The 18,681-nt window shown below is 57.3% G+C and carries 15 protein-coding genes; 1 reads left to right on the forward strand and 14 read right to left on the reverse strand.

Going from position 1 to position 18,681, the window contains the following annotated elements; genetic code table 11:
- Positions 1–275: 275 nt before the first annotated feature.
- The 14 genes from LAO20_13215 to LAO20_13280 all read right to left on the reverse strand — a co-directional run bounded on the left by LAO20_13215 (position 276) and on the right by LAO20_13280 (position 17,578).
- On the reverse strand, positions 276–1,526 hold the full coding sequence (locus tag LAO20_13215; protein ID MBZ5532384.1) for a DGQHR domain-containing protein: 1,251 nt from the start codon (positions 1,524–1,526) through the stop codon (positions 276–278).
- Positions 1,523–2,020, reverse strand: coding sequence for a GIY-YIG nuclease family protein (locus tag LAO20_13220; GenBank protein ID MBZ5532385.1), 498 nt, complete (start codon positions 2,018–2,020; stop codon positions 1,523–1,525). The genes LAO20_13215 and LAO20_13220 overlap by 4 nt, the downstream gene beginning before the upstream one ends.
- Positions 2,021–3,190, reverse strand: a complete 1,170-nt coding sequence (locus LAO20_13225; protein ID MBZ5532386.1) for a cysteine desulfurase — start codon at positions 3,188–3,190, stop codon at positions 2,021–2,023.
- A complete protein-coding gene (locus LAO20_13230; GenBank protein MBZ5532387.1) occupies positions 3,187–8,616 on the reverse strand; it encodes a hypothetical protein in 5,430 nt (1,809 codons plus the stop codon). The genes LAO20_13225 and LAO20_13230 overlap by 4 nt, the downstream gene beginning before the upstream one ends.
- Entirely contained in the window at positions 8,613–10,175 is a 1,563-nt protein-coding gene (locus LAO20_13235) for a hypothetical protein (GenBank protein MBZ5532388.1), read from the reverse strand. Before LAO20_13235 ends, LAO20_13230 begins: the two co-directional genes overlap by 4 nt.
- Positions 10,172–10,816: a hypothetical protein gene (locus LAO20_13240; protein ID MBZ5532389.1), complete on the reverse strand. Its 645-nt coding sequence runs from the start codon at positions 10,814–10,816 to the stop codon at positions 10,172–10,174. The genes LAO20_13235 and LAO20_13240 overlap by 4 nt, the downstream gene beginning before the upstream one ends.
- Positions 10,806–12,671, reverse strand: a complete 1,866-nt coding sequence (locus LAO20_13245; GenBank protein ID MBZ5532390.1) for a hypothetical protein — start codon at positions 12,669–12,671, stop codon at positions 10,806–10,808. Before LAO20_13245 ends, LAO20_13240 begins: the two co-directional genes overlap by 11 nt.
- Positions 12,668–13,690, reverse strand: coding sequence for a DUF4007 family protein (locus LAO20_13250; GenBank protein ID MBZ5532391.1), 1,023 nt, complete (start codon positions 13,688–13,690; stop codon positions 12,668–12,670). The genes LAO20_13245 and LAO20_13250 overlap by 4 nt, the downstream gene beginning before the upstream one ends.
- A 147-nt stretch (positions 13,691–13,837) precedes the next feature.
- Entirely contained in the window at positions 13,838–14,146 is a 309-nt protein-coding gene (locus LAO20_13255) for a hypothetical protein (protein ID MBZ5532392.1), read from the reverse strand.
- Between the two features lie 114 nt (positions 14,147–14,260).
- Positions 14,261–14,545 carry a tyrosine-type recombinase/integrase gene (locus LAO20_13260; GenBank protein ID MBZ5532393.1) on the reverse strand — a complete coding sequence of 95 codons (285 nt, stop codon included), beginning with the start codon at positions 14,543–14,545 and terminating at the stop codon, positions 14,261–14,263.
- A 193-nt stretch (positions 14,546–14,738) separates the two neighbouring features.
- Positions 14,739–15,122 carry a hypothetical protein gene (locus LAO20_13265; GenBank protein ID MBZ5532394.1) on the reverse strand — a complete coding sequence of 128 codons (384 nt, stop codon included), beginning with the start codon at positions 15,120–15,122 and terminating at the stop codon, positions 14,739–14,741.
- Positions 15,123–15,288: 166 nt separating this feature from the next.
- Positions 15,289–15,873, reverse strand: coding sequence for a mobile mystery protein B (locus tag LAO20_13270; GenBank protein MBZ5532395.1), 585 nt, complete (start codon positions 15,871–15,873; stop codon positions 15,289–15,291).
- Between the two features lie 3 nt (positions 15,874–15,876).
- The gene (locus tag LAO20_13275; protein MBZ5532396.1) at positions 15,877–16,332 is read right to left on the reverse strand and encodes a mobile mystery protein A; all 456 of its coding nucleotides are present in this window, start codon (positions 16,330–16,332) and stop codon (positions 15,877–15,879) included.
- A gap of 175 nt (positions 16,333–16,507) precedes the next feature.
- Entirely contained in the window at positions 16,508–17,578 is a 1,071-nt protein-coding gene (locus tag LAO20_13280; protein ID MBZ5532397.1) for a tyrosine-type recombinase/integrase, read from the reverse strand.
- A gap of 176 nt (positions 17,579–17,754) precedes the next feature.
- On the opposite strand from LAO20_13280, the gene LAO20_13285 reads away from it, so the two are divergent.
- On the forward strand, positions 17,755–18,648 hold the full coding sequence (locus LAO20_13285; protein ID MBZ5532398.1) for an endonuclease NucS: 894 nt from the start codon (positions 17,755–17,757) through the stop codon (positions 18,646–18,648).
- Positions 18,649–18,681: the final 33 nt, after the last annotated feature.

Raw genomic sequence — 18,681 nt, forward strand, 5'->3', positions numbered from 1 at the left:
CTCTCATCTGGAAGCTCAAGCCCATACCAGGGCTTTCGCTTCCCAAGAAAGGGACACCCTTTCTCGACTATCCCGTGAAACACGGGCGGGCGGCTGAGTCTATTAGTAGTTTGGACTCATGCGCTGGCTGCATATCTTTTTTCCCGAAGATCCACCGCAGGCGGTTCACCATCAGGAGTACAGGCGAGGGTAGGCACATTCAAACACGCGGCATCGGCGTTGCTCGATGCGGCCAGTCCCCGCGTCGGACTCTGACCTGAGACGCGTGTACAACACTATGCGGTTTTCTTTGGAGGGTCAGGCAGCTTGAGATGAGTAGCCACACTGCCGGGCTCGACCATCGCGCGCCAGTCCTGAGTCAGCTTTGTTCTATCTTCGCCTAGTCCCAGCAAATGCCTCCATAAACGGCGAGCCAGCTTTTCCGCTTCGACCGTAACCGTCATTTTCTTGGTGGCGGAATTCCACAGCACACCCTTCCACGGAGCGCCGTTCAGATCCTGAAAGTTTTCTACCACCGCCTTGATATGCTTAATTGTCATATTGCCGGGTGCAGTGGCCATCGCGCCCACGAAAGCCGTGATCCCAATGGGCCGCACCAGAATATGCCCGCCCGCGACTGTGCGGTAGTCCTCAACGGTCGCCTGTGGTTTCAAGAGCTCCTTCCAGGGATCTACCGCTTTGATCATCTTGTCCCAAGAATCCGAGAGAGAAGAGAACGCTTCTTCAAGGCTCTCGAAGCTCGGAATTTGTTGCTCCTTCTTGAACTCCGCAATAAGATGGGACGGCAAGAGATCCTTGTTGCACTTACGGAAGGTCTCAATGGCCATCAGGTAAGGACGGTCGGCTGCAGAAGTGGCGGACATGGCATTGCCCGTGGCGAGCTTCTGCTTTCCGTCCCGCCCACTAACCTTCACCTTTATTCTCTGCTTGAAAAGCTCGTGCTCGCGAATCAGCCGACGGGTAACGAGTGCCACGCCATCGTCTTCACTCATAGCAGTGTGCGTTGCGGGAGAGGTTTTCTTCGCGTACCGATTTACAGTCGTAAAGAGACGTCGCGCGCGACTGCGGCCTTCCTTATCGTCGTTATGACAGATGACAATCGTTGAGACCTGATCGTCTTTGTAACGCTCTGGTTCTCTTTTGAGTTCGATCTGGAATGCCGCGAGGCGATGCTGTCCATCGAGCGCGTAATATTGCTCCGTGCCGTCGAATTGTAAAACGCCAACTCGGCTTTCACCGGCTAGGAGTGATTCGTCGAACGCAATCGGCCTAAACCTCGGCTGGCCATCGAGTGCGGCGATGATCAGCGAACCAAAGAACCGTTGCTCGTTCATACTAAGGTAGTCAGCTATGTCCTTGGCACGATTCGTGAGCTCGCGCTGAATCATACTGTCGAGGTCCGGATTTGGCGACAGTTCTTCAGCAAAGCGGACGTACCGCACTAAATCGCCCACTCCCATAACGGTTACGTAGTAAGTCCAGTCGCCCATAGTGCCCCGAACACAGGGGAAATACGTTGTTTTCATGCGGTGAGTCTCCCTTTGAGTTCGAGTTGCGTGTTGCCATAGGGGGTCAGGTTGTCTTTCAAAAGGGCTTCCGCCCGTTTCAGCTCTTCTTTGGGTACCAATGTGTAGTGGAATTGAAGGTAGCCATCAAAATGATTGAGAAATAACACGACGTGCTCGCGGGGATTTGTTCCGCGCCCTGCTTTTTCGGCCAGGTATTTTGGGTAACGTTTTTTGAGGCTCGTGGCTTTGCCTACATAAAAAATGTAGGAGTGATCTGTCAGCCCGCCGCAATAGGGTCCGGCCACGAACATGTAAATGCCCGGCTTGTCCGGCAAGACAGGAGCAGGGTCCGTAAACGGGACGACGTACCATTTGCGGCCTTTATAGTAAGAGTTTAATTCCTTGGTGTCCCACAGTCGGGGATACAGTTTGAATGGAAAAATACCTTCTTTCCTTGCCCTGAAGTCGGCCAGAACGCGATTCGTGACAGGAGCTTCTCCATAGCGAACCATCTATGCAGTTTCCAGTTTCTGGGCCGGAGCGGTAACGGAAGCAGCCACCACCTCGGTAAACACCTGAAGGAAGAGGTCAACTTCCTGCTCCGTCGATTCGACCGAAAGGCTTACCCGCACGCAACTCTTAGCCTGCTCATAGGACAGGCCGTGAGCGAGCGCAACATAGGACGGCTTCCGGGCTCCATATGAACAGGCTGATCCGGCTGAGATCGCGATGTCTTTCGACGCCATCCAATCCACCAATTCCTCCGCATCAATCTCAGGCAGGCAGACATTCACGGTGGTCGGGAGGCGACTTACCGAAGCGCCAAGCACAAACGCGTTGGGGCAGATCCCGAGAATCCCTGATTCAAGCCGTGACCGCAGCCGTCCCACTGCGGTCATAGCCTGCTCAGCGTCAAGCAGGGTTACCAGAGCGGCGATCATACCCACCACGCCAGCAGGATTCTCCGTCCCTGCGCGCAGCCCGAGCTGCTGTCTTCCACCATGCAGGATGGGTGTCAGCATGTCGGAATCGCGCACGAATAGCGCGCCCGTGCCTTTGGGGCCATGAAATTTGTGAGCCGACAAGGAGAGCAGGTCTACGTCTGCCAGGTCGCCTGACAGATCGATGGGAATCTTGCCGACAGCCTGCGTCGCATCCGTGTGAAAGAGGATCGAGGGATCATGCCGTTTCACGACTCCTGACAGCGCTTTCAGTGGCTGAAGTACGCCGGTTTCATTGTTCGCCATCATGACCGAGACCAGCAGCGTCTCGGCCGACAAGGCATCCACGAGCGCCTGCTCACTCACAATCCCGTCGGGAGTTACCTGCACGGTGCTGATTCGCCAACCGTCAGCCCGAAGCACCTCACAAACCTCCATCACGGACGGATGCTCTATCGAGGAGATAACTATATGCCGTTTCTGACGATTGGCCCGCGCCGCGCCAAAAAGGGCCAGATTGTTGCTCTCGGTGGCACCCGAGGTAGTAACGAACTGGCTTCCGCTGTCCGCACTTAATGACTTGCACAGGCGCGCCTTTTCGTTCTGGATGGTTTGCGCAATTCCGTCGAACTGGGCAATAGCTGACGCCGGATTCGCAAAGCGTTCGGTCAGGAACGGACGCATAGCATCGACGGTGCTCTCAAAGACCCGCGTGGTCGAATTATTGTCGAAGTAGATCATCGGGGCACATCCGCCGGCCGCCCGTGCTCAACGCGGATCAGGCGCACCAATTGTGGAATCGTGCGTTCTATGTCGATGAACGGAACCTGGGCAAAGACGGCTTCGGGTGTATCCCCGGTCTTCGCCAGCATGTGCCCTCGTCCGAGCAGCCTTTCCGCGCCGGAATTCTTGCTTCCCATTGCAATCTCGGCGGTAGCAGCATTGTCGACCTTGAGGATCAAGCGGTTGCCGAGCTGAGAGCGAAGCTGCATGGGCATAACATCCTTGTCAGGCCGCTGGGCCGCAAAGAGCAGGAAGATGCCCGCGGCCCGGGCCTTCACGCTCAGCCGCCCGACGATGTTGGGGACCGCATCGCGATAGTGGTCAGTTTGCATCCAATCGGCGAATTCATCGTGGACGATCCACAGTATAGGCAACTGTTGGCCGGTACTGCGTCGATAGGCATGGACGTTGGGCACCTTGGAGGCCTTGAACAGTTCATACCGCCGGTTCATCTCGTCTACCAGTCCCTCAAGCACTTTTACCGCGGCATGCGGATCGTCAATAATCCCTCCCGATCCTACTTCCACGTGAGGTAATTCGTCCAGTGGACGGTAGTCCACGCCGAATTTGGGATCTATCAGGTAAATGTGCGCCTCGGAGGGGGTGCGCGTAGCGGCGATGCTCAGAATTAGGTTCTGCATTAGAACCGACTTCCCGCTTCCGGTGATTCCCGCGATTAGCGTGTGCGGCTGATTGAGCGGATCGAGCAACAGGGCCTGGCCGTCCTCTTCGCGTGTGCCCACGCATAGTTTCTCTCCCATTCCGTGCTGGCGGTAACTGCGCATGTATGCTAACAAGACCGGCTCCGTATGCAGTATCTGGCGATTGGGCCGCTCAACAGCAATGGACACCCTGCCGGATTCGGGGGTGGCGTGAATGATTTTGATCCCTTCCGATGTATATATCTCATCCGCGCGGGATTCAACGGCCTGAACAGTGAGATCCTTGGAGCCCTGGAGCTTGATAATGCCTGAATTCGGAGTAAGGATAGGCGGAGTTCCATCGATCAACCGCGCCGGCAGCCCGCGGCTTATGAGGGATTGACGCACTTGAGTAGTAATGCCTGCGAGCCACGCTTGACCCGCTTCTTCGGAGCTATGGTGCAAAGCAGATTGCTCCTGAAGGTACGCTTCCACCGGAGACAGGTCGTCGACGCTGTCGGGGACGGCGCTTGGTGCGGCGGCCGAGCCGCGAGTCGGCTCGTCGCCGGCATTGGGTTCGGGAGTCATGGGCCGCTCTATGACCGGTTCAGACTCGCGTTCCCGGTTCGTGTCGCCCAGGATGGGCGTCGATTCGCCCTGGGGCGCGGCGGCTTTTACCCCGCCCTTGCTCGTAAGACTATAGAGCTTTGATTTTCCGAAGGCCGGATGACCGTTGCGTAGCCGAAGTTCGGCCGTAGCCTGGAAGGCCGATTCGAAATAGTGATTAATCAATTCCCGGACGTGACCTGGGCCGAAGACTTCTTGTAAAGCGTCGAGCTTCGTCGTCCCCTTTGTATTCGCGATTCCCTTCACCGTGGACACCTGCGCCGTCAGATCTTGCGGCTCGTGCACGAAGATATGGGAGTACCCCCAAATGCTGACCGAGCATTGACGCTGCCGGATTGCGCGGCGCCATGCCACAGAATCCAATTGCGGCCGACCCGGCGCCACGACCGTCTGAGAAGCCACCAAATCCGACAAGCGGGCAAGCCAGATGTCCTGATCGATCGTTTTTATGTCTCCATCCATCGCCTCCGTCATCTGCGACAGCGTATCGATGAGTTGTTTGGCGGACGTGCTTGCCGCTCCGCCCATCCCGTCGTGCGTGACGAACTTCGCTTCGGTCACGATGATGTCCAGATGCATCGTCCCGTCGTCGCGCACCGTGGGGGCAAGCACGAGCAGATCCGCAATGTTGGCTCCCTCCTTCTTGCCCAGCCACTCGCTGTAATCATCCAGAAAGCACCACGCAATTGGCCGTTCCACGCCGATCTCCGACTGAACCAGGTATCGCGAGAGAACCATGCCGAGCAGCTCGTTGGTATTGTTCGCTCGCCGGGCGGCTCTCAGGACAAGCCCGCCAGACACCTTGTTGGCGTCGCGAATGAAATGCTGCCATAGCGTTTCGATAACGTGATCCGGCGTATCGGACGCCAGCAGCAGCCTCAGCTTTTCCTTCAGCGTATTGACTAGCAGGGTCTCGCGGGCCGAGGAGGAGATGATGAGATTGCGCCCGTGCGTCGCAGACTGGACGTACCGAATGACCTTCACCTGGCGCGCTTCAAGCAGCTTCCGGTCGAGGAGTTCATCCTGGTTAACGACCCAGGTTGCCAATTCATGAGTTTCACGGAAAATGCGATCCACACTTAAGTCGTCAAAATCCAGGGAGCGCATGAGAACCGGGCACTTGCCGATGGCCCAGGCATCGTCGGCCCCGTGGGCGCACAGCGCGGCCACGGAGTAAAGATAGGCCCAACCCGCTTCCGTCTGAGCCGGGCAGGTGAGCTGCAATCGCACTTTCCGGTCGCCTTCGCTTACCGGTAGGCGCCTGCTCCACTGGTGCGGTTGCAGATCGACCGGCTCCGCCGTCTCACGCGGCAGCCATTCCCAGGCCGGTTTGGATTCCCGCGAAATAAGATCCCGGCAATAGGCAATATCCACGGGTTGCGATCGGCCTTCCCGGCGAAGGCGGTTTGCTGCGGTGATATTGACGCGAACTTTGGCGAGAAAATCGCCTGATCCTTCGGTCGGATCGGCCTCGGCATCGACACCCCGCGCCACGAGATCGCGATAAATCTGACGCAAGTGAACTTCGTCGCGGTGCATCAACAGCACCTGGCAGGTTATCTTGTTATCCTCACGCTTCGCGTTGATACGGTTAATGGTCTCCACCACCGCCGTCGGCAGATCCGGAGAATCGCAGTTGTACAAAAGGATAGAGAAATTGTCCCGTTCATGCGGCTGGAGCCTGAGATACTCAATCATCTCGCGCTCGATCGTCGCAGCCGCGGGCTTTGATTCGTCGTCCAGCGACGGCATGGCTGCGTCGCTTGCAGGTTCGGGCGGTTGGTGAAGGGTGTAGCCATCAAAGGCCTGCGTTACGATGCGGGGCATCGCTTGCGTGCCTTCCCACACCACTGACATCTCGGGGTAGAGGGGATGACTGAGAAGCTGCTCCACTTCGCGGAAAAAGAGGGCACCACTGGTGCCATCGGAAAAGGGAGGGCGATCTTTGCCGAGCAGCTGCTCGACGAGACCCAGCACCTGTTGCTGGCGCGCAGCGGACGCTTCCATCCTCAAGGGATGCCAGGGGCAAATCACCGCCATTGGGGGGCGCCGGCCCGAACGTGGAACCTGCGCAAGTCCCACGCGCATCACGATCCGAAGAAACTGCCGGCGGGCATCCTGGTGCCTTAGGAGATTGATCTTCAGAAGAAGGGATCGGTACGCCGCCGCTGCGCCGGTGACGTTCTCCGAGGCAAGCACCGACTTGCGGAGGGAGAGCAGGGCGGTGTTATATGCAGATTCGAACCCGCTAAACGCATCTGAAAGCTCCGATATGTCAGCCGGTGGGAGCCATTGCTGCGTTTGCGCGTTCGAGAGGGTCTGCCGCCACGTGGCGGTCAACGACTCGATACGGTCCTGAGCAGGAACGAACGCTCCACGCCCGCCGCCTCTGGCTACGTCGGCGAAGCCTTCGACGTTTTGGAGGGACAACGATACAGGAGTACCCTTTCGGCCGACTGCTTCATATTCCGCCACGCACCCCACCAGCGCAGTTCCGCGATGGGCATGATAGCGGGCGATTGCATCGAAATCCGCCACTTCCTGCGCGAGAACGGACGCCACGGGAAAGCGCCATGTCAAGGAAAGGGCCGCGACTTTCCGCTCGCTGCCTCCCCGGTTCTTCTGGAAGATGGAAACAAGGAAATTGAGCGTGGTGGCGCGCCCGGTTTTGCTTGCACCCTTGAACTTCGGCTTGTCCTTGATCTTTGGCAGAACTGCCTGAGAGTAGTTGCAGATAAGGGTTTGTTTAAACTGGATTTTATTTTTTGTGCTCGCCTCAAGCGAACCGTAGGCGCGTTCAAAATATTCGCATGCCCGCTGACTCATGTCGATGAAGCTGTTTGGCTTCGCCTGCTGCTTTCCTTCCAGGACGACATAAGCAGGTTCGTTAGGTGACAGCCCTCGAATGCACCGATGCAGGCACTCAAAAATTCCCTGGAAGATATCCGTGCATTCCACGCGCCTGCCATGAACGAACTCCTCCCATTCCAGAAAGAGGCTGACATCGGTTTCGAGCTGCTCTGCGCGCCTTTCGAAGAACTCACGGAATTCGTCAGGCGCCGATCCCGCCTTGCGTGCGACTTTAGACAGCGCCTGAATGACAAGCATGTCGTCGTCGCTCGGAACGATGCCTTCATTCTCAAGCGCACTCCTCGTGCGTTCCGCGAAGTCCTTGGAGGTAGACTTCTTGGCCTTGTCAAAACAGTGGGTTGTGTAGTTCCAGTCAAACGTGAACAGCAGCCGCTCGGTGGAAGGGTTACGAGCCCCGTCCGAGTCGATGTAATCCTGAAACGCGTTCAGCAGGTCGTCCTGCAGCGGTGGCTTCTGTTCGTCCGACCGAAGCAGCGCGAGACGTTTGCGCAGCACTTCCGGGTCGAGCATCTCCTGCGACAGACCGCGCTTGTCGAGATAGCACTCCAATGCGTAATGAGACCTGAATTTGGCTGCCCATTGCGACGCTTGCACCATCTTCGATTCGTTCAAGGAACTGAAGCAATCTTCAAATAAGGGAAGGCCGATAATCGGAAGCGCTTTCCCGGCTGCCCGTATGAGGGGTTCCCCGCTCTTGAAGTTCAGAAGTGCCGCTGTGAGAAATTCGCCAGCCTTAGAGGTGGGACAACGTCCCGTCTCAAACAACCCCTTGACCATTGCCTCAGCCTTCCGGCGGTCCTCCGGAAGGAGATTGATCCCCACTCTGTTCGCTACAAAATCCACCCAGATGTGGGCGATATTCTTATCTTTGAGATCGGAGGCGTCGGTCCGATCACTATCGGCAAGTGAAGCCTCGGCATCCGCTTCAACCTCGGCTGTGAGCGTCACAGACCCGTTACGCTCGCGGTTGCGAACGTTTACGGAGGAATCGGATGTGGTGTACCGCGCATCCACTCCGAACGGTCGTAGCTCGAACTCAGGAAACTGAATGGATAGGCGCGAAGCGCGCGAACCCGCGGCGGCCGTAGCTTCGATGAATCCGGCCAACTGTTCGGCGGAAAAGCCGGAGAGCACATGGAATGCCCCCCTGAAATCGGGATCGTCCTCCATCTGCGGCTTGAGCTTGAGCAAGATGAATTCCAGCGCTACCGCGCCTACGAGGGCATCCGGGGGACTAATGCTCATGCAGCCGACTCCATAGGATTGATGACGTAGGTACAGGCGTCGCTCTTGCGCTGGGCCAAGCCCATTCCTACGAGATGCTGGCCGAACCGGTCCCTGTTTTTCTTGAAGTCCGTCTCATCGAACTGATAGCTAAGCACCTCGTTCTTTGCCTCTGTCGGACCAATGCTGATGCGATAACGGCGATGGAGGTGGCGCAAGAATGCACTCTCTTCCGTCGGCGCACTGACGTTCGCCAGAACCAGAGCCCTTAGTAATTCGTCGGTGGGAGCATAACGGTAGCGGTTTGTGCCGCGTTTGGAAACGAGACCGCAACCGGTGGCAAGGCCGGTGAGGCCGTCGGCAGTACCACCCCGGTACAGTTTCCGGGCGAAGGCATAGAACAACTCGGTCATCTTGCGCGGGTCGGCCGTATCCGGCCTTTTCTTCAGCGAAACGCTTCGGGCCAGGTGTTCTGCGAGATAATCCGTCTTCGCCACGTCGTCCAGTGTGCCGTCCTGGAGTATATTCTTCAGTTGTGGATCTGAGAAGACGTTCAAGTCGACGAACTTGCGTACCGCCAGCTCACCTATGCCGTCGTTGTGAAGATAAGACCCCACGGCAGCTTTCCTGACGAGATCGCTTCGCGGTGCCAGGATCTCGCAGATGATTGGCGGCAGCCCTTGATTGCCCAGCCACGCAAACGCCGTCTCGATGCCATAGAGGTACAGGTGAAACCCCAGCAGCGGCTGCACATACTGGAATGCATCCTGGTCTGGTAGGTTCAGACTCAAGACTGCCGCTACATCCTCAGCCATCCGATCGAACGCCGGATGAGTTTTATAGGGCAGATAAGTCCCGCCCTTCATTTCCCCGCGATCCGGTTCGGGGGAGGAGATGAGCCGCATCACAAGGCGATCGCGCGACGTATTTGCCTCGAAGGACGGTGCCAGCCGCTGTCGGATCTTAGCTCGCAGTGGCTCTGAGGCGCGCGTCAGCATGAGGTAGGCGATTTCGCCTGTTCTCGTAAAGACCCGGCGGGTGCGTTCGAAGCCATCGCCTTTTTCCAGAATTGCCTCATAGAGCGCGGCCGGCCCGATGGGATAGAGAAACTGAGTAGTCCAGCCGCGCTCACTGCCTGGGTCGACGGTTATCCGGCGAAGCAGCCGCACGACGCTAACCAGTTCGGCAAACGTGTCGAATCGCCCCCGAAGATAGGAGAAATCAGCCGCGAGACGTTCTCCGAGGGATGCCGTATCCTTCATCACCTGCAGCCAGACTGCCCAACCCTCTTCGTTACTGCCCTGGGCGTTGCGCAGGATCTCCTCCATCCTCGGATTGTTAAAAAGCAGATTTCGAAGCTGGAGGCACCTGCTGGCAACATATTCGGGATTATCCCCCGGGCGCGTCGCCTCCAATAACCTTCCTTGGCGATACATGCCTTCAGCCATACCCAAAAACTCAAGCAACAGCGCGGAAAACGGCTGGCGTTCCAGGCGGTGTCCCCAGATGGCCTCTGCGATCCACGCCTCGTTGCGGTCTTTCGAGCCGTAGTACGGTTCTGTGTTTTCGGGAGAAATCATTGTTCGACCAAATGTATGGGAAGCCTTTGGATTGTCCCGTTGCCCTGCACGTCGATGAGGTGCAATGATCGAGTGCTGGCTCTGAGATTCAAATCACGAAGGCACCGCTGCTTAAGGGACATGAAGTCCGTACATGATTCCCGCGAAAAGCTCGACGGCATGGCACCGTCGGCGACGCGACATAGAAATTCAAAGCGGGGCAGGGTGAGGTCGAATCGGAATTCCCTGCCGTTCGCATGGAGCACCGCCGCCGGAACGCTACTGGAGTCTTTGCCGACTATTTCCAACCCTGGGTGCTCCGCATCCAGTTCTATCTGGGTAAGGTAAATATCGCTTATGGCAGCCGTTGTCAGGTCGAGCCCCGTCGTCAGGTATATCTCGTTCGCGTGCTCCGCCAGAAGCATGCCTGTCCAGATGCGATTCAGTCCAGACGCGATCTTGCGGAGGTGGAGCCGGGCAGGGGCTCTCCCAGCTTGAATGGGAGCTGCGATTTCATCCAGAAACTCGCGCGCGTGATGAAAGACCGAGGTCTTCCACAATGCGTAGGTCTGAAACTGTGCCGACGACGCCTGAATGAACACCCTCCGTCTCTCGGAGCCCAATTCGGCAAGGAAGAGTCTTGTCTCTTCCTCATCGTTCATGTCTCCGCGTATATACCGCGTCAGCAGGCTGTCGAAATCGGGATTGCGCTCCCGCCAGGGCAGGGGTATTCGCCTGCACCCATTGCCACGTGATGAGGTCAGACAGGGCCGCGAGACTGTTTGTGGGTGGTTGCGCGATAGCGATGAATAGCCCGTCCGCCAGATCCCGCTGGCGATCGCGAAGAAGCTTGTCAGCTTCACGAAACTGGGGTTGACTTGCTGGCAAGACTACTCGCAGATGGATGTCCGCACCTTTTCCGCTCAGCACCGGCTGATTGTCGAGCAGGTGCGTGAGTGCCTTTGCCGCGACGAACCTGACTTCTCCATAGCGCAAGGTGCCGGATCGGAAGTAGTGCCCCCGGGGAACAATCTGCTCAGGCGGCAATTGTTTGCAAAGAACATCGATACTGTCTCCGCTATTGCGCGTCGCCAACTCCCCACGGGCGAAAGCCTCGTCAAGATTAACGGATGTGTGAGGCCAGAGATAGAGTGCCTTGGTGGAGCCTCGTTCGTAGAGCAGCCCCCGGCTCTTCATTTCGGCGATGGCTTTCGACACTTCGCGGTGGTTCCCGCCATCATCCAGGGCAAGGTGCACAAACTCGGCCGTAGCAGGAAGGTCGGGGCTATCCAGTAGCGTCAGCAGAGCCACGGTTCTGAAGACGTTCTCTTCCTCATGATTAGTGAGCGGTGTGCCCGACAATAACGCGTCGACAAAACTCCAATGAATATGCGAGTTGCTTGCATTTATTGCGGGCAGCAGGTTTTGCCGGACATACTCAAATAGATGATGGAGACGGTAGGGCTCAAGTCGTGGGCCGGTCGACTGAATGTGCTGCTGCAGTCCCATCGGTTCGAATGCCGACATGAAGCTGAACAGCGAGCGCTCGTTCTGTCCGAACTTGCGCATAGCCCGGACAAGCACCGGCAGGACGGTCGGGTGAAACGGAAAGATTTTCGGGCCAAACTGGCCCAAACTGGAGGCTGCGGCGGAGCCGTAAACGCCGGCACGGACGGCCACAACCATCGCTTTCCTGGCTTCCTCCGCAGTTGTCCTGGGAAGGAACTCCTGACGAACGTTCAGTGTCGCGGAAACCAATGTGACGAGCTGTTCCAGGGGTTGCGCATAGACGATTTCCTCGAACCGCCCGGCAACCTTGTCCCATTCGCGGCGAGCTGTCGTATCCAGCCCGGACGCGTAAGCCGCAACGCTTTGATGCAGCATCACGACAACGACAAAAGGCAGTCCGCCGCTGCGGGCGGCTTCCTCAGCGAGGCGTTGCAGCAGGAAAATATCGTCGGCTTCCGGGTTCTGGGCCGCAAATTCGAGATTCTTGCCCAGTTCATCCAGGACGAGCAGCACACCCTTGAAGCCTTTGCTTCGCGCCGCTTCGACTGCCTTACTCATCCTCGACAGCACTTCGTTTGTCGAAGGCCTTGAACCACGGGGCGTTCGAATACCCAGGGCACGGAGAACTGTAACGCCCAATGGCTCGTGATCCCCAGTTGCAAGATGGGGCCGCATCCGATTTCGCCCGCAAAACGCACGCAACTCCTTGGGCAACACGTTTGTGTAACCTGCCGCGACGCGCGCCATCGCGAGGCCAAAGGCGCTTTTACCCGAGCCGTAATCACCGGCGATTCGGAAAGCCCGCTGTGTCGAATTGCTGTAGAAGCTTGCGCAGATCCGGGTTAGCGCGTTTTTCGCTACGGGCGTGAGAATGTATCCCTGAGATGACGACGGGTCACTGAGGTCGCGCTCCAGGTGAACAGACCGCATGAATCGTGGGCGAATCTGGAGCAGATGGTCCATCGCCGTTTTGTGCTCAGACGATGAGCTTTTGGGCATGGCGCTCATATGAACCTTGGGGCTCGGTACGCGGCTTTCAAGTCGCTTAATCCGTCACTCCGCTGAAGCCGGTGGAGCTGGCGCAGGTTCGTCGACTCGACGATTTGGAATACTTTGGGCTGTCGCGCGGCCAAGTCTATCACGCGCTGAATGATTTCCGATTCTTGCATTTTCAGCATCCGGCCGGGACTATGCTCGCCCATGACTATCTCGCGCAGGGGCGTGGTCCGTTCATTGGGGAAGTTCCGGTTCCACCAGTCGTGCAGGAAAAAGGCAAACAGCTGTTCAGGAATCGCCTGTTTGCGACTGAGATCAAAGGAATAGAGCTTTTCCCACTTTCCGCTCGCATTGGGCCGCTCTCCAAATTCCTGGATGAGTCGGAGAACAGACATCGCGCTGTCCAGATGATCTTCGCCCTTATCTGCGGGTGGGCGACGGTAGCTGTGCAGGAAAACCTCCCAGTGCTGCCGAACCGTCACAATGGATGCGGGTCTCGGCGTCTTGCTCGTCTCTTTCTGGAACGCATCGACGACCTGCGAAGCGCTAAATTCGGTCGCTGGCCACCGGTTGAAAAGGCATTCCCATGCGAAGAACGGGGATTCCGTGTTCGTGCTGATCAGCCAGTGGAGGAGCCACGAAGTTGAAACGTCCTCATGGTACGGGTCGAAACCATCCGCGGGGTCAAAAACCAACGATCCGATGGGCGTGAGCGCCCACCCTTTCTCGGTTTTCTTTGCGATCTGAAACGCTTCCATCCAGCATCGCAGCGCCTCAACCATATTTTTGCCAAGCCCGAGTTGAGTGATTCCTTCGTCGATATCGGTCAACGGATCGTGACCGGCAGTTATTTCCGCGACGGCTTTAGGAATCCAGGTGATCCGTAACGGAAACGTTTGGTGACCTGAAAATCGGAACGGCGGCTCAGCCTGCGCGGGAGGCGGGAGGGCAGCGGAAGACCCCGGTCTGTCTACGTTCAGCTCTTTGACCGTGCTCGCTTTAGCCATGTTCTTAACGCCAATAATTTTCAACAGTTTGTAGCCACATTCGCCGCAAGCCCCACAGGACTGACAGCTCAGAAAACTGTCGCAAACTACCGGACAGTAGACCAGGAGAAGTGAAGCGTCCAGCCTACATTTTTTTCGCAGTCCTGTGCCAAGCGCACGATGTGGACGATCTTAGCAGGTTGCAGAAGCGCTGTCGCGAGCGGTGACCCGTTCGCGAATCTTGAATTCGAAATCCTGCCGGTAAACCGCAAGCATCTCACGATCCTGAAACGGCCCGCTCACCGGCTTGCGCCGCTCGGGTGGCTGGATGTACTTGCCGACCGCTTCGTCGAAGCTCTTGAGGTCCTTCCAGATTCCTATGTTGATATACGTCGTGTATGCGTTGTCGGTGATGCTGAACGTGTTGAACTTCGGGTCTTCCGCCTCGACCGGCCGCGTGAGAACCTCTCGATACAACCCCGTATTGGGCTGGATCGTCATTTTCCTCCATGTCGCCTCGAATGCCTCCTCGTTCTCGATTCATTTTTTGATTAGCCAGTGGACCATGATCACAATCATCTGTTTTCTCCTGTGCTTGATACGTAAGTCCAGTTATCAGTACTTCACATGAAACGTGGGGCTGTCCTCCTGCCGCGTCTTGCGCCGGTCGCAGAGGCGGGTGGTGGAGACATTGGCGTGGCCCAGCCATTCCTGCACCTTCGCGATGTCCGCCCCGTTGGCGAGCGCGTTGGTCGCGGCCGTTGCCCGCATGGAATGCACGCATAACCCGTAGACTTCGGCATTGACGCCGGTTTGCCTGGCATACTTGCTCACGACGTTACGGTACACCGAGCCAGGCTCCAAGTGTTTCTCCAGCGTGCCTGTAATCTTGATCGCTATTTGTCACTCTTCGTCGCCGGTATCTGTCATCCAGGACATCTGATTCTCGCGGGATAATGCCGAAGGTGACAAATAGCTCGCAAGAAATGGTGACATTTATCGATCAAGATGACATATTTCAGCTCTTCTTGCCGACCGTTCAGCGCGTGATAATCCGGTTTATCACGCAGCCAGCTCAGGACACGCACCGCATCTACTCGAAGCGCATGCCGCTTTCTTCGGCAAATTGCAGGAAATAACCAAACGCATCGTCGTAAGAAAGCCCTTTGAAGAACCGAACCGTAGTTCCATAGGATTCCGGTACTTCGAAAAGTTCGTGCTGATACAGGTGCCCTATGCCCCATTTCGATACCACTCTCCCATTTGCACCAAGCAGGCCGGCGTGTTTGAACCGTTCTTCCTCATTGAAATACAACACAATGTCGCCCTCGCGTGCATCATCTTGCTTTACTTCGACAACGAGGCCTTTATTCAAGAGCCAATGCGCGAACGCTCCCGCCGCAAAAATTTCACCTCTACCGTGCGTGGCTATCGTCGCGTAATCGGGTTTTTCTGCGAAATCCAGTACGTGCATCATGCACGTATACCGTCTGATGGGGTGAGGCGAGTCGAGCAACACAATCGTGTTCGGATATTCCCGAGTTAGAGCGGCGAGGAGGGCAGGGTGCCTCGACACGTCATCTACGCGCGTCATTTCCTCCAATCTTTTCCTCAGCGCCAAAATGCCCCTCCTTCCACCCATCCTATGACCGGGCGAATCTCAGTAGAGGTGCATAGTCGTGATTGTCCGCGGCGCGCAGCGCGTCGATGTATTGCCTGCGAAGGTCGCCGGCCTGCTGCAGGTTTGCGCTTCCCCACGTGAAGCGCTCACCGCCCAGGCTCATGACCAGCAGGTCCGCGATTAGGCGGGAGTGCCGGCCGTTGCCGTTCGGGAAGGGGTGAATCTGCACCAGGCGATGATGGAACCGGACGGCAATCTCATCGGGAGGATAGGTCTTATATTGAACCCATGCCTTTGCGTCTTCCAGCAACTGGCGCACCGCCATCGGTATTTCAAAGTAGTGGATGCCGAGATTTCGCTCCGTTATCCTGAATTTCCCCGCCCAGCGCCATACGTCCCCGAGCATGCGCGCATGGAGATCCATGATGAACTTTTCGCTGAGCAGATCGCGCCTGCGGCCAAGCGCCCAGTCCTGTCCCCTGGCGATGTTCGCCTGCTCGGCCTCGTTCAGCTCGGCGCGGTAGGCGATATGCGCCGGAATCAGTTCGGCCCTTTCTTCAGGCGTAAGCGGCGTTGCGTTGTCAGGCTCCTGGAAAAGATCGTCCATGGTCTATTCCCAGAACCGGCTGGGGCTGGTATCCCGCAGCGCCTCTTCCAGACGCGCCTCTTCCGCCTTCCCCTGTACCTTCTGATCTTCGAGCAGCATGGAGTGCTCCACCGGCGCTTGGCGGCGGCGGATGAAGTTGCGCGCGCGCGCGCGCACCGTCTCTTCCAGGGGCTTCTTTGGGACAAAGGCGTAAACGAGAGTGCAGTCAAGCGCATCGGCGACGCGCCGCAGTGTTCCTAACTCGATGCTGCCCTTCGCCTCCGATTGCTCCATCTGGATTACGGACGGTTGTTTCACCCCAAGACGGCGCGCCAATTGTTCCGCCGTCATGCCGAGCGCCTCGCGGATGGCCCTGATCCATCCCTTCACAGGCGGAGTGTAACCCGCGACCGGGCCGAGATCCTTCAGGCGTTCATCAAGATGCGCACGGGACAACGCTGCTGATCGTGATTTTTTCATAAGTTATGGCCTATTTTTTATTGTTAAATAATAAGCTTTGGCTTATTATAACGCAACAAAATAATAAGTTGTAGCCTATTTTTTAGGTAATAATAATAGGCTATGGCCTATTATCATCCCCCTTCGTGAGGGAGGCGGAGGACAACAGGCGGAAGCCGGGCAGGGGAGGCCATCGTCAAATCGGCACCTTGTGCGAGGCGGAATCCCGCACCGACCGCCGCCGCTTATCATAAATCTGCGTCGTGGTGATGTGCTTGTGGTCGAGGAGGTCCTGGACGGACTCGATGGCGACGCTGGAATCCAGCAGCAGGGTCGCGGTCGTCGCCCGCAGCGAATGCGGCGAGTAGAGGCACACCTGGGCTTTCTCGCCGGAGGACAGTTCTATTTCCCGCATTGCGCCGGGCAGCCGCTCCAGATAGCTCATCAATATGCGGTACATGCTGCGCTGGGTCATGCGGCGCGGGGCGAGGGCGTCGCTGTATGCGGAGAGGCGAGGGCGGAAGAGGGGTCCGCTTTCGATGCCGGCAGCCTTGATGTACTCGGCGATGGACTCCGCCGCGCTGAAATGAATCCCCTTGGTCTTGGCGCGCGCGCCCTTGAGCTGAAAGCGCAGCGTCGCCTCGTCGCCGTCCTGGTGGAAGTCCGAGACATTGAGTTTGCAGCCGGTTTCGATGCGGGCGCCGGTATAGACATAGAACTTGAGGATGGCGCGATCCCGCAGATCGAGAAGCGAGTCGCCCGTCACCATGGCCACGAGCTGGCGCGCCCGTGTTTCCGAGAGGGCGCGGGTTTCATCGACCGGGTCGGAGGATTCGCGCGAGATGAACTGCGCATGGGCGGGATTGGGGACGGTGATCGGCAGCCGCAGCTCGGCCGCGGCCCCGCTTAAGAACTTGTAAAACGATGACAGCGAGGAAATCCGCCGGTTGATGGTCTTGGGCGCGCCGCCGTGCTTGCCCATGGCGTCCTTGAAAGCCTGCACATCGAGGATGGAAACGCGCAGCAGCCGCGCGGCATCCTGCGGCCAGGCAAAGCGGCAAAACTCGACAAAGGCCATGACATCGCCACGATATGCGCGGCGCGTGTGATCCGATTTGCGCCGGTTGACCCAGGCCTCGAAGATGGCGGCAACGGAATGAAAGAAGTTTTCGACGCGCCGTTTGATCTCAGGAGTGTCCGCTCCGGCGATCACCGGCGGCAACACCGGAAGATTTTCTGAGCCTGTTACGGTAACCGCATCCTGCATCCGCCCGCCCGTGTTTTGACTCGTTAATCTGTCTGATAACAGAATTTATCAGACAGAACAATCCGAAAAGAGCAGGGTGAACAGAAACCCCGTAACCTTATATATAGATGAGCTGGCGTCGCGTAAGTCCGAATGCTCTAAATACACCAAAGCTGGTTCAGTAAGGAGCGAAGAAAGTGGCCAACTGGAAAATCAACTGCATGGAAAACGAATATCCGGGTTTGTGGCACACATGGTTTAAAGAGCAGATCGTCGCTGTCGGATGGCCCCCGGACGACTATGGTCTTCGGACGCCAACAAAAGTGCGGGCGTGGTCGGATGCCCGCAGGTATCTCATGCAGATTGAGCCTGACGACAAGGTTGTAGTCCAGCTCAAGAATTGGCGCGTGGGGCGCATCGGCACAGTGCTCAGCAAGCAAATCGAAGATAAAGAGTGGAATCCCAGCGTTCCGCGTCAAGCAGGAGACTCAGGCGAAATGGGCCGCCGAGTACAAGTAAGGTGGGATTTGACCACGGGTCCCCTTGCCCCAAGCTTCGTAGTAGAACTTCCACCAGAAGCACGGCCTAATCCGCGCATCTGGCGCCCTACGCTGAGCCAGGTGCCCGATTCTGCATTTCGCGCCATGGAAATTGCCATTAACGAGGACGCCAACTGGGTCAGCCTGATTCCGGGATTTGCCAGCGAGCGGGCGCTATCTGAGTACATCAGCGCCTCACCTCACCTGCTCGAAGACGGTCTCGTTCCCTATCCTTCCGAATCTGCCCGCGAGCTGGTTTTTGCCGACCGAACGCGCCTTGACGTTCTACTGCTTGATCGCGACGGAAACATCGTGATCGTCGAGTGCAAGCAGGGAACGCCATCGCTCCAACACATAGAGCAACTCCGTGGATATATGCGGAACGCGGAAAAACTCAGGACTGGGTTGAAAATAGGCAAAAACATTCGGGGAATTCTGGTGCATGGAGGAGCACGGAAACTCAGCTCAGAAGTCCGCAAGGAGAGCAGGCACGCGCCTCACATTGAACTGGTGCAGTTTTCTGTTTCGGTGGGGTTCACTCCGTCACTGTAAGGGACCCTGGTTCAAAAAGAAGCAGCCGCCGAC

It is taken from the genome of Terriglobia bacterium, from assembly GCA_020072815.1.
Classification (GTDB): Bacteria; Acidobacteriota; Terriglobia; order Terriglobales; family Acidobacteriaceae; genus Angelobacter.

Bases quoted from the DNA above. Each gene is read 5' to 3' on its own strand.
- LAO20_13215 (MBZ5532384.1), bottom strand. From the start codon at position 1,526: ATGAAAACAACGTATTTCCCCTGTGTTCGGGGCACTATGGGCGACTGG.
- LAO20_13220 (MBZ5532385.1), bottom strand. From the start codon at position 2,020: ATGGTTCGCTATGGAGAAGCTCCTGTCACGAATCGCGTTCTGGCCGAC.
- LAO20_13225 (MBZ5532386.1), bottom strand. From the start codon at position 3,190: ATGATCTACTTCGACAATAATTCGACCACGCGGGTCTTTGAGAGCACC.
- LAO20_13230 (MBZ5532387.1), bottom strand. From the start codon at position 8,616: ATGAGCATTAGTCCCCCGGATGCCCTCGTAGGCGCGGTAGCGCTGGAA.
- LAO20_13235 (MBZ5532388.1), bottom strand. From the start codon at position 10,175: ATGATTTCTCCCGAAAACACAGAACCGTACTACGGCTCGAAAGACCGC.
- LAO20_13240 (MBZ5532389.1), bottom strand. From the start codon at position 10,816: ATGAACGATGAGGAAGAGACAAGACTCTTCCTTGCCGAATTGGGCTCC.
- LAO20_13245 (MBZ5532390.1), bottom strand. From the start codon at position 12,671: ATGAGCGCCATGCCCAAAAGCTCATCGTCTGAGCACAAAACGGCGATG.
- LAO20_13255 (MBZ5532392.1), bottom strand. From the start codon at position 14,146: ATGACGATCCAGCCCAATACGGGGTTGTATCGAGAGGTTCTCACGCGG.
- LAO20_13265 (MBZ5532394.1), bottom strand. From the start codon at position 15,122: ATGATGCACGTACTGGATTTCGCAGAAAAACCCGATTACGCGACGATA.
- LAO20_13270 (MBZ5532395.1), bottom strand. From the start codon at position 15,873: ATGGACGATCTTTTCCAGGAGCCTGACAACGCAACGCCGCTTACGCCT.
- LAO20_13275 (MBZ5532396.1), bottom strand. From the start codon at position 16,332: ATGAAAAAATCACGATCAGCAGCGTTGTCCCGTGCGCATCTTGATGAA.
- LAO20_13280 (MBZ5532397.1), bottom strand. From the start codon at position 17,578: ATGCAGGATGCGGTTACCGTAACAGGCTCAGAAAATCTTCCGGTGTTG.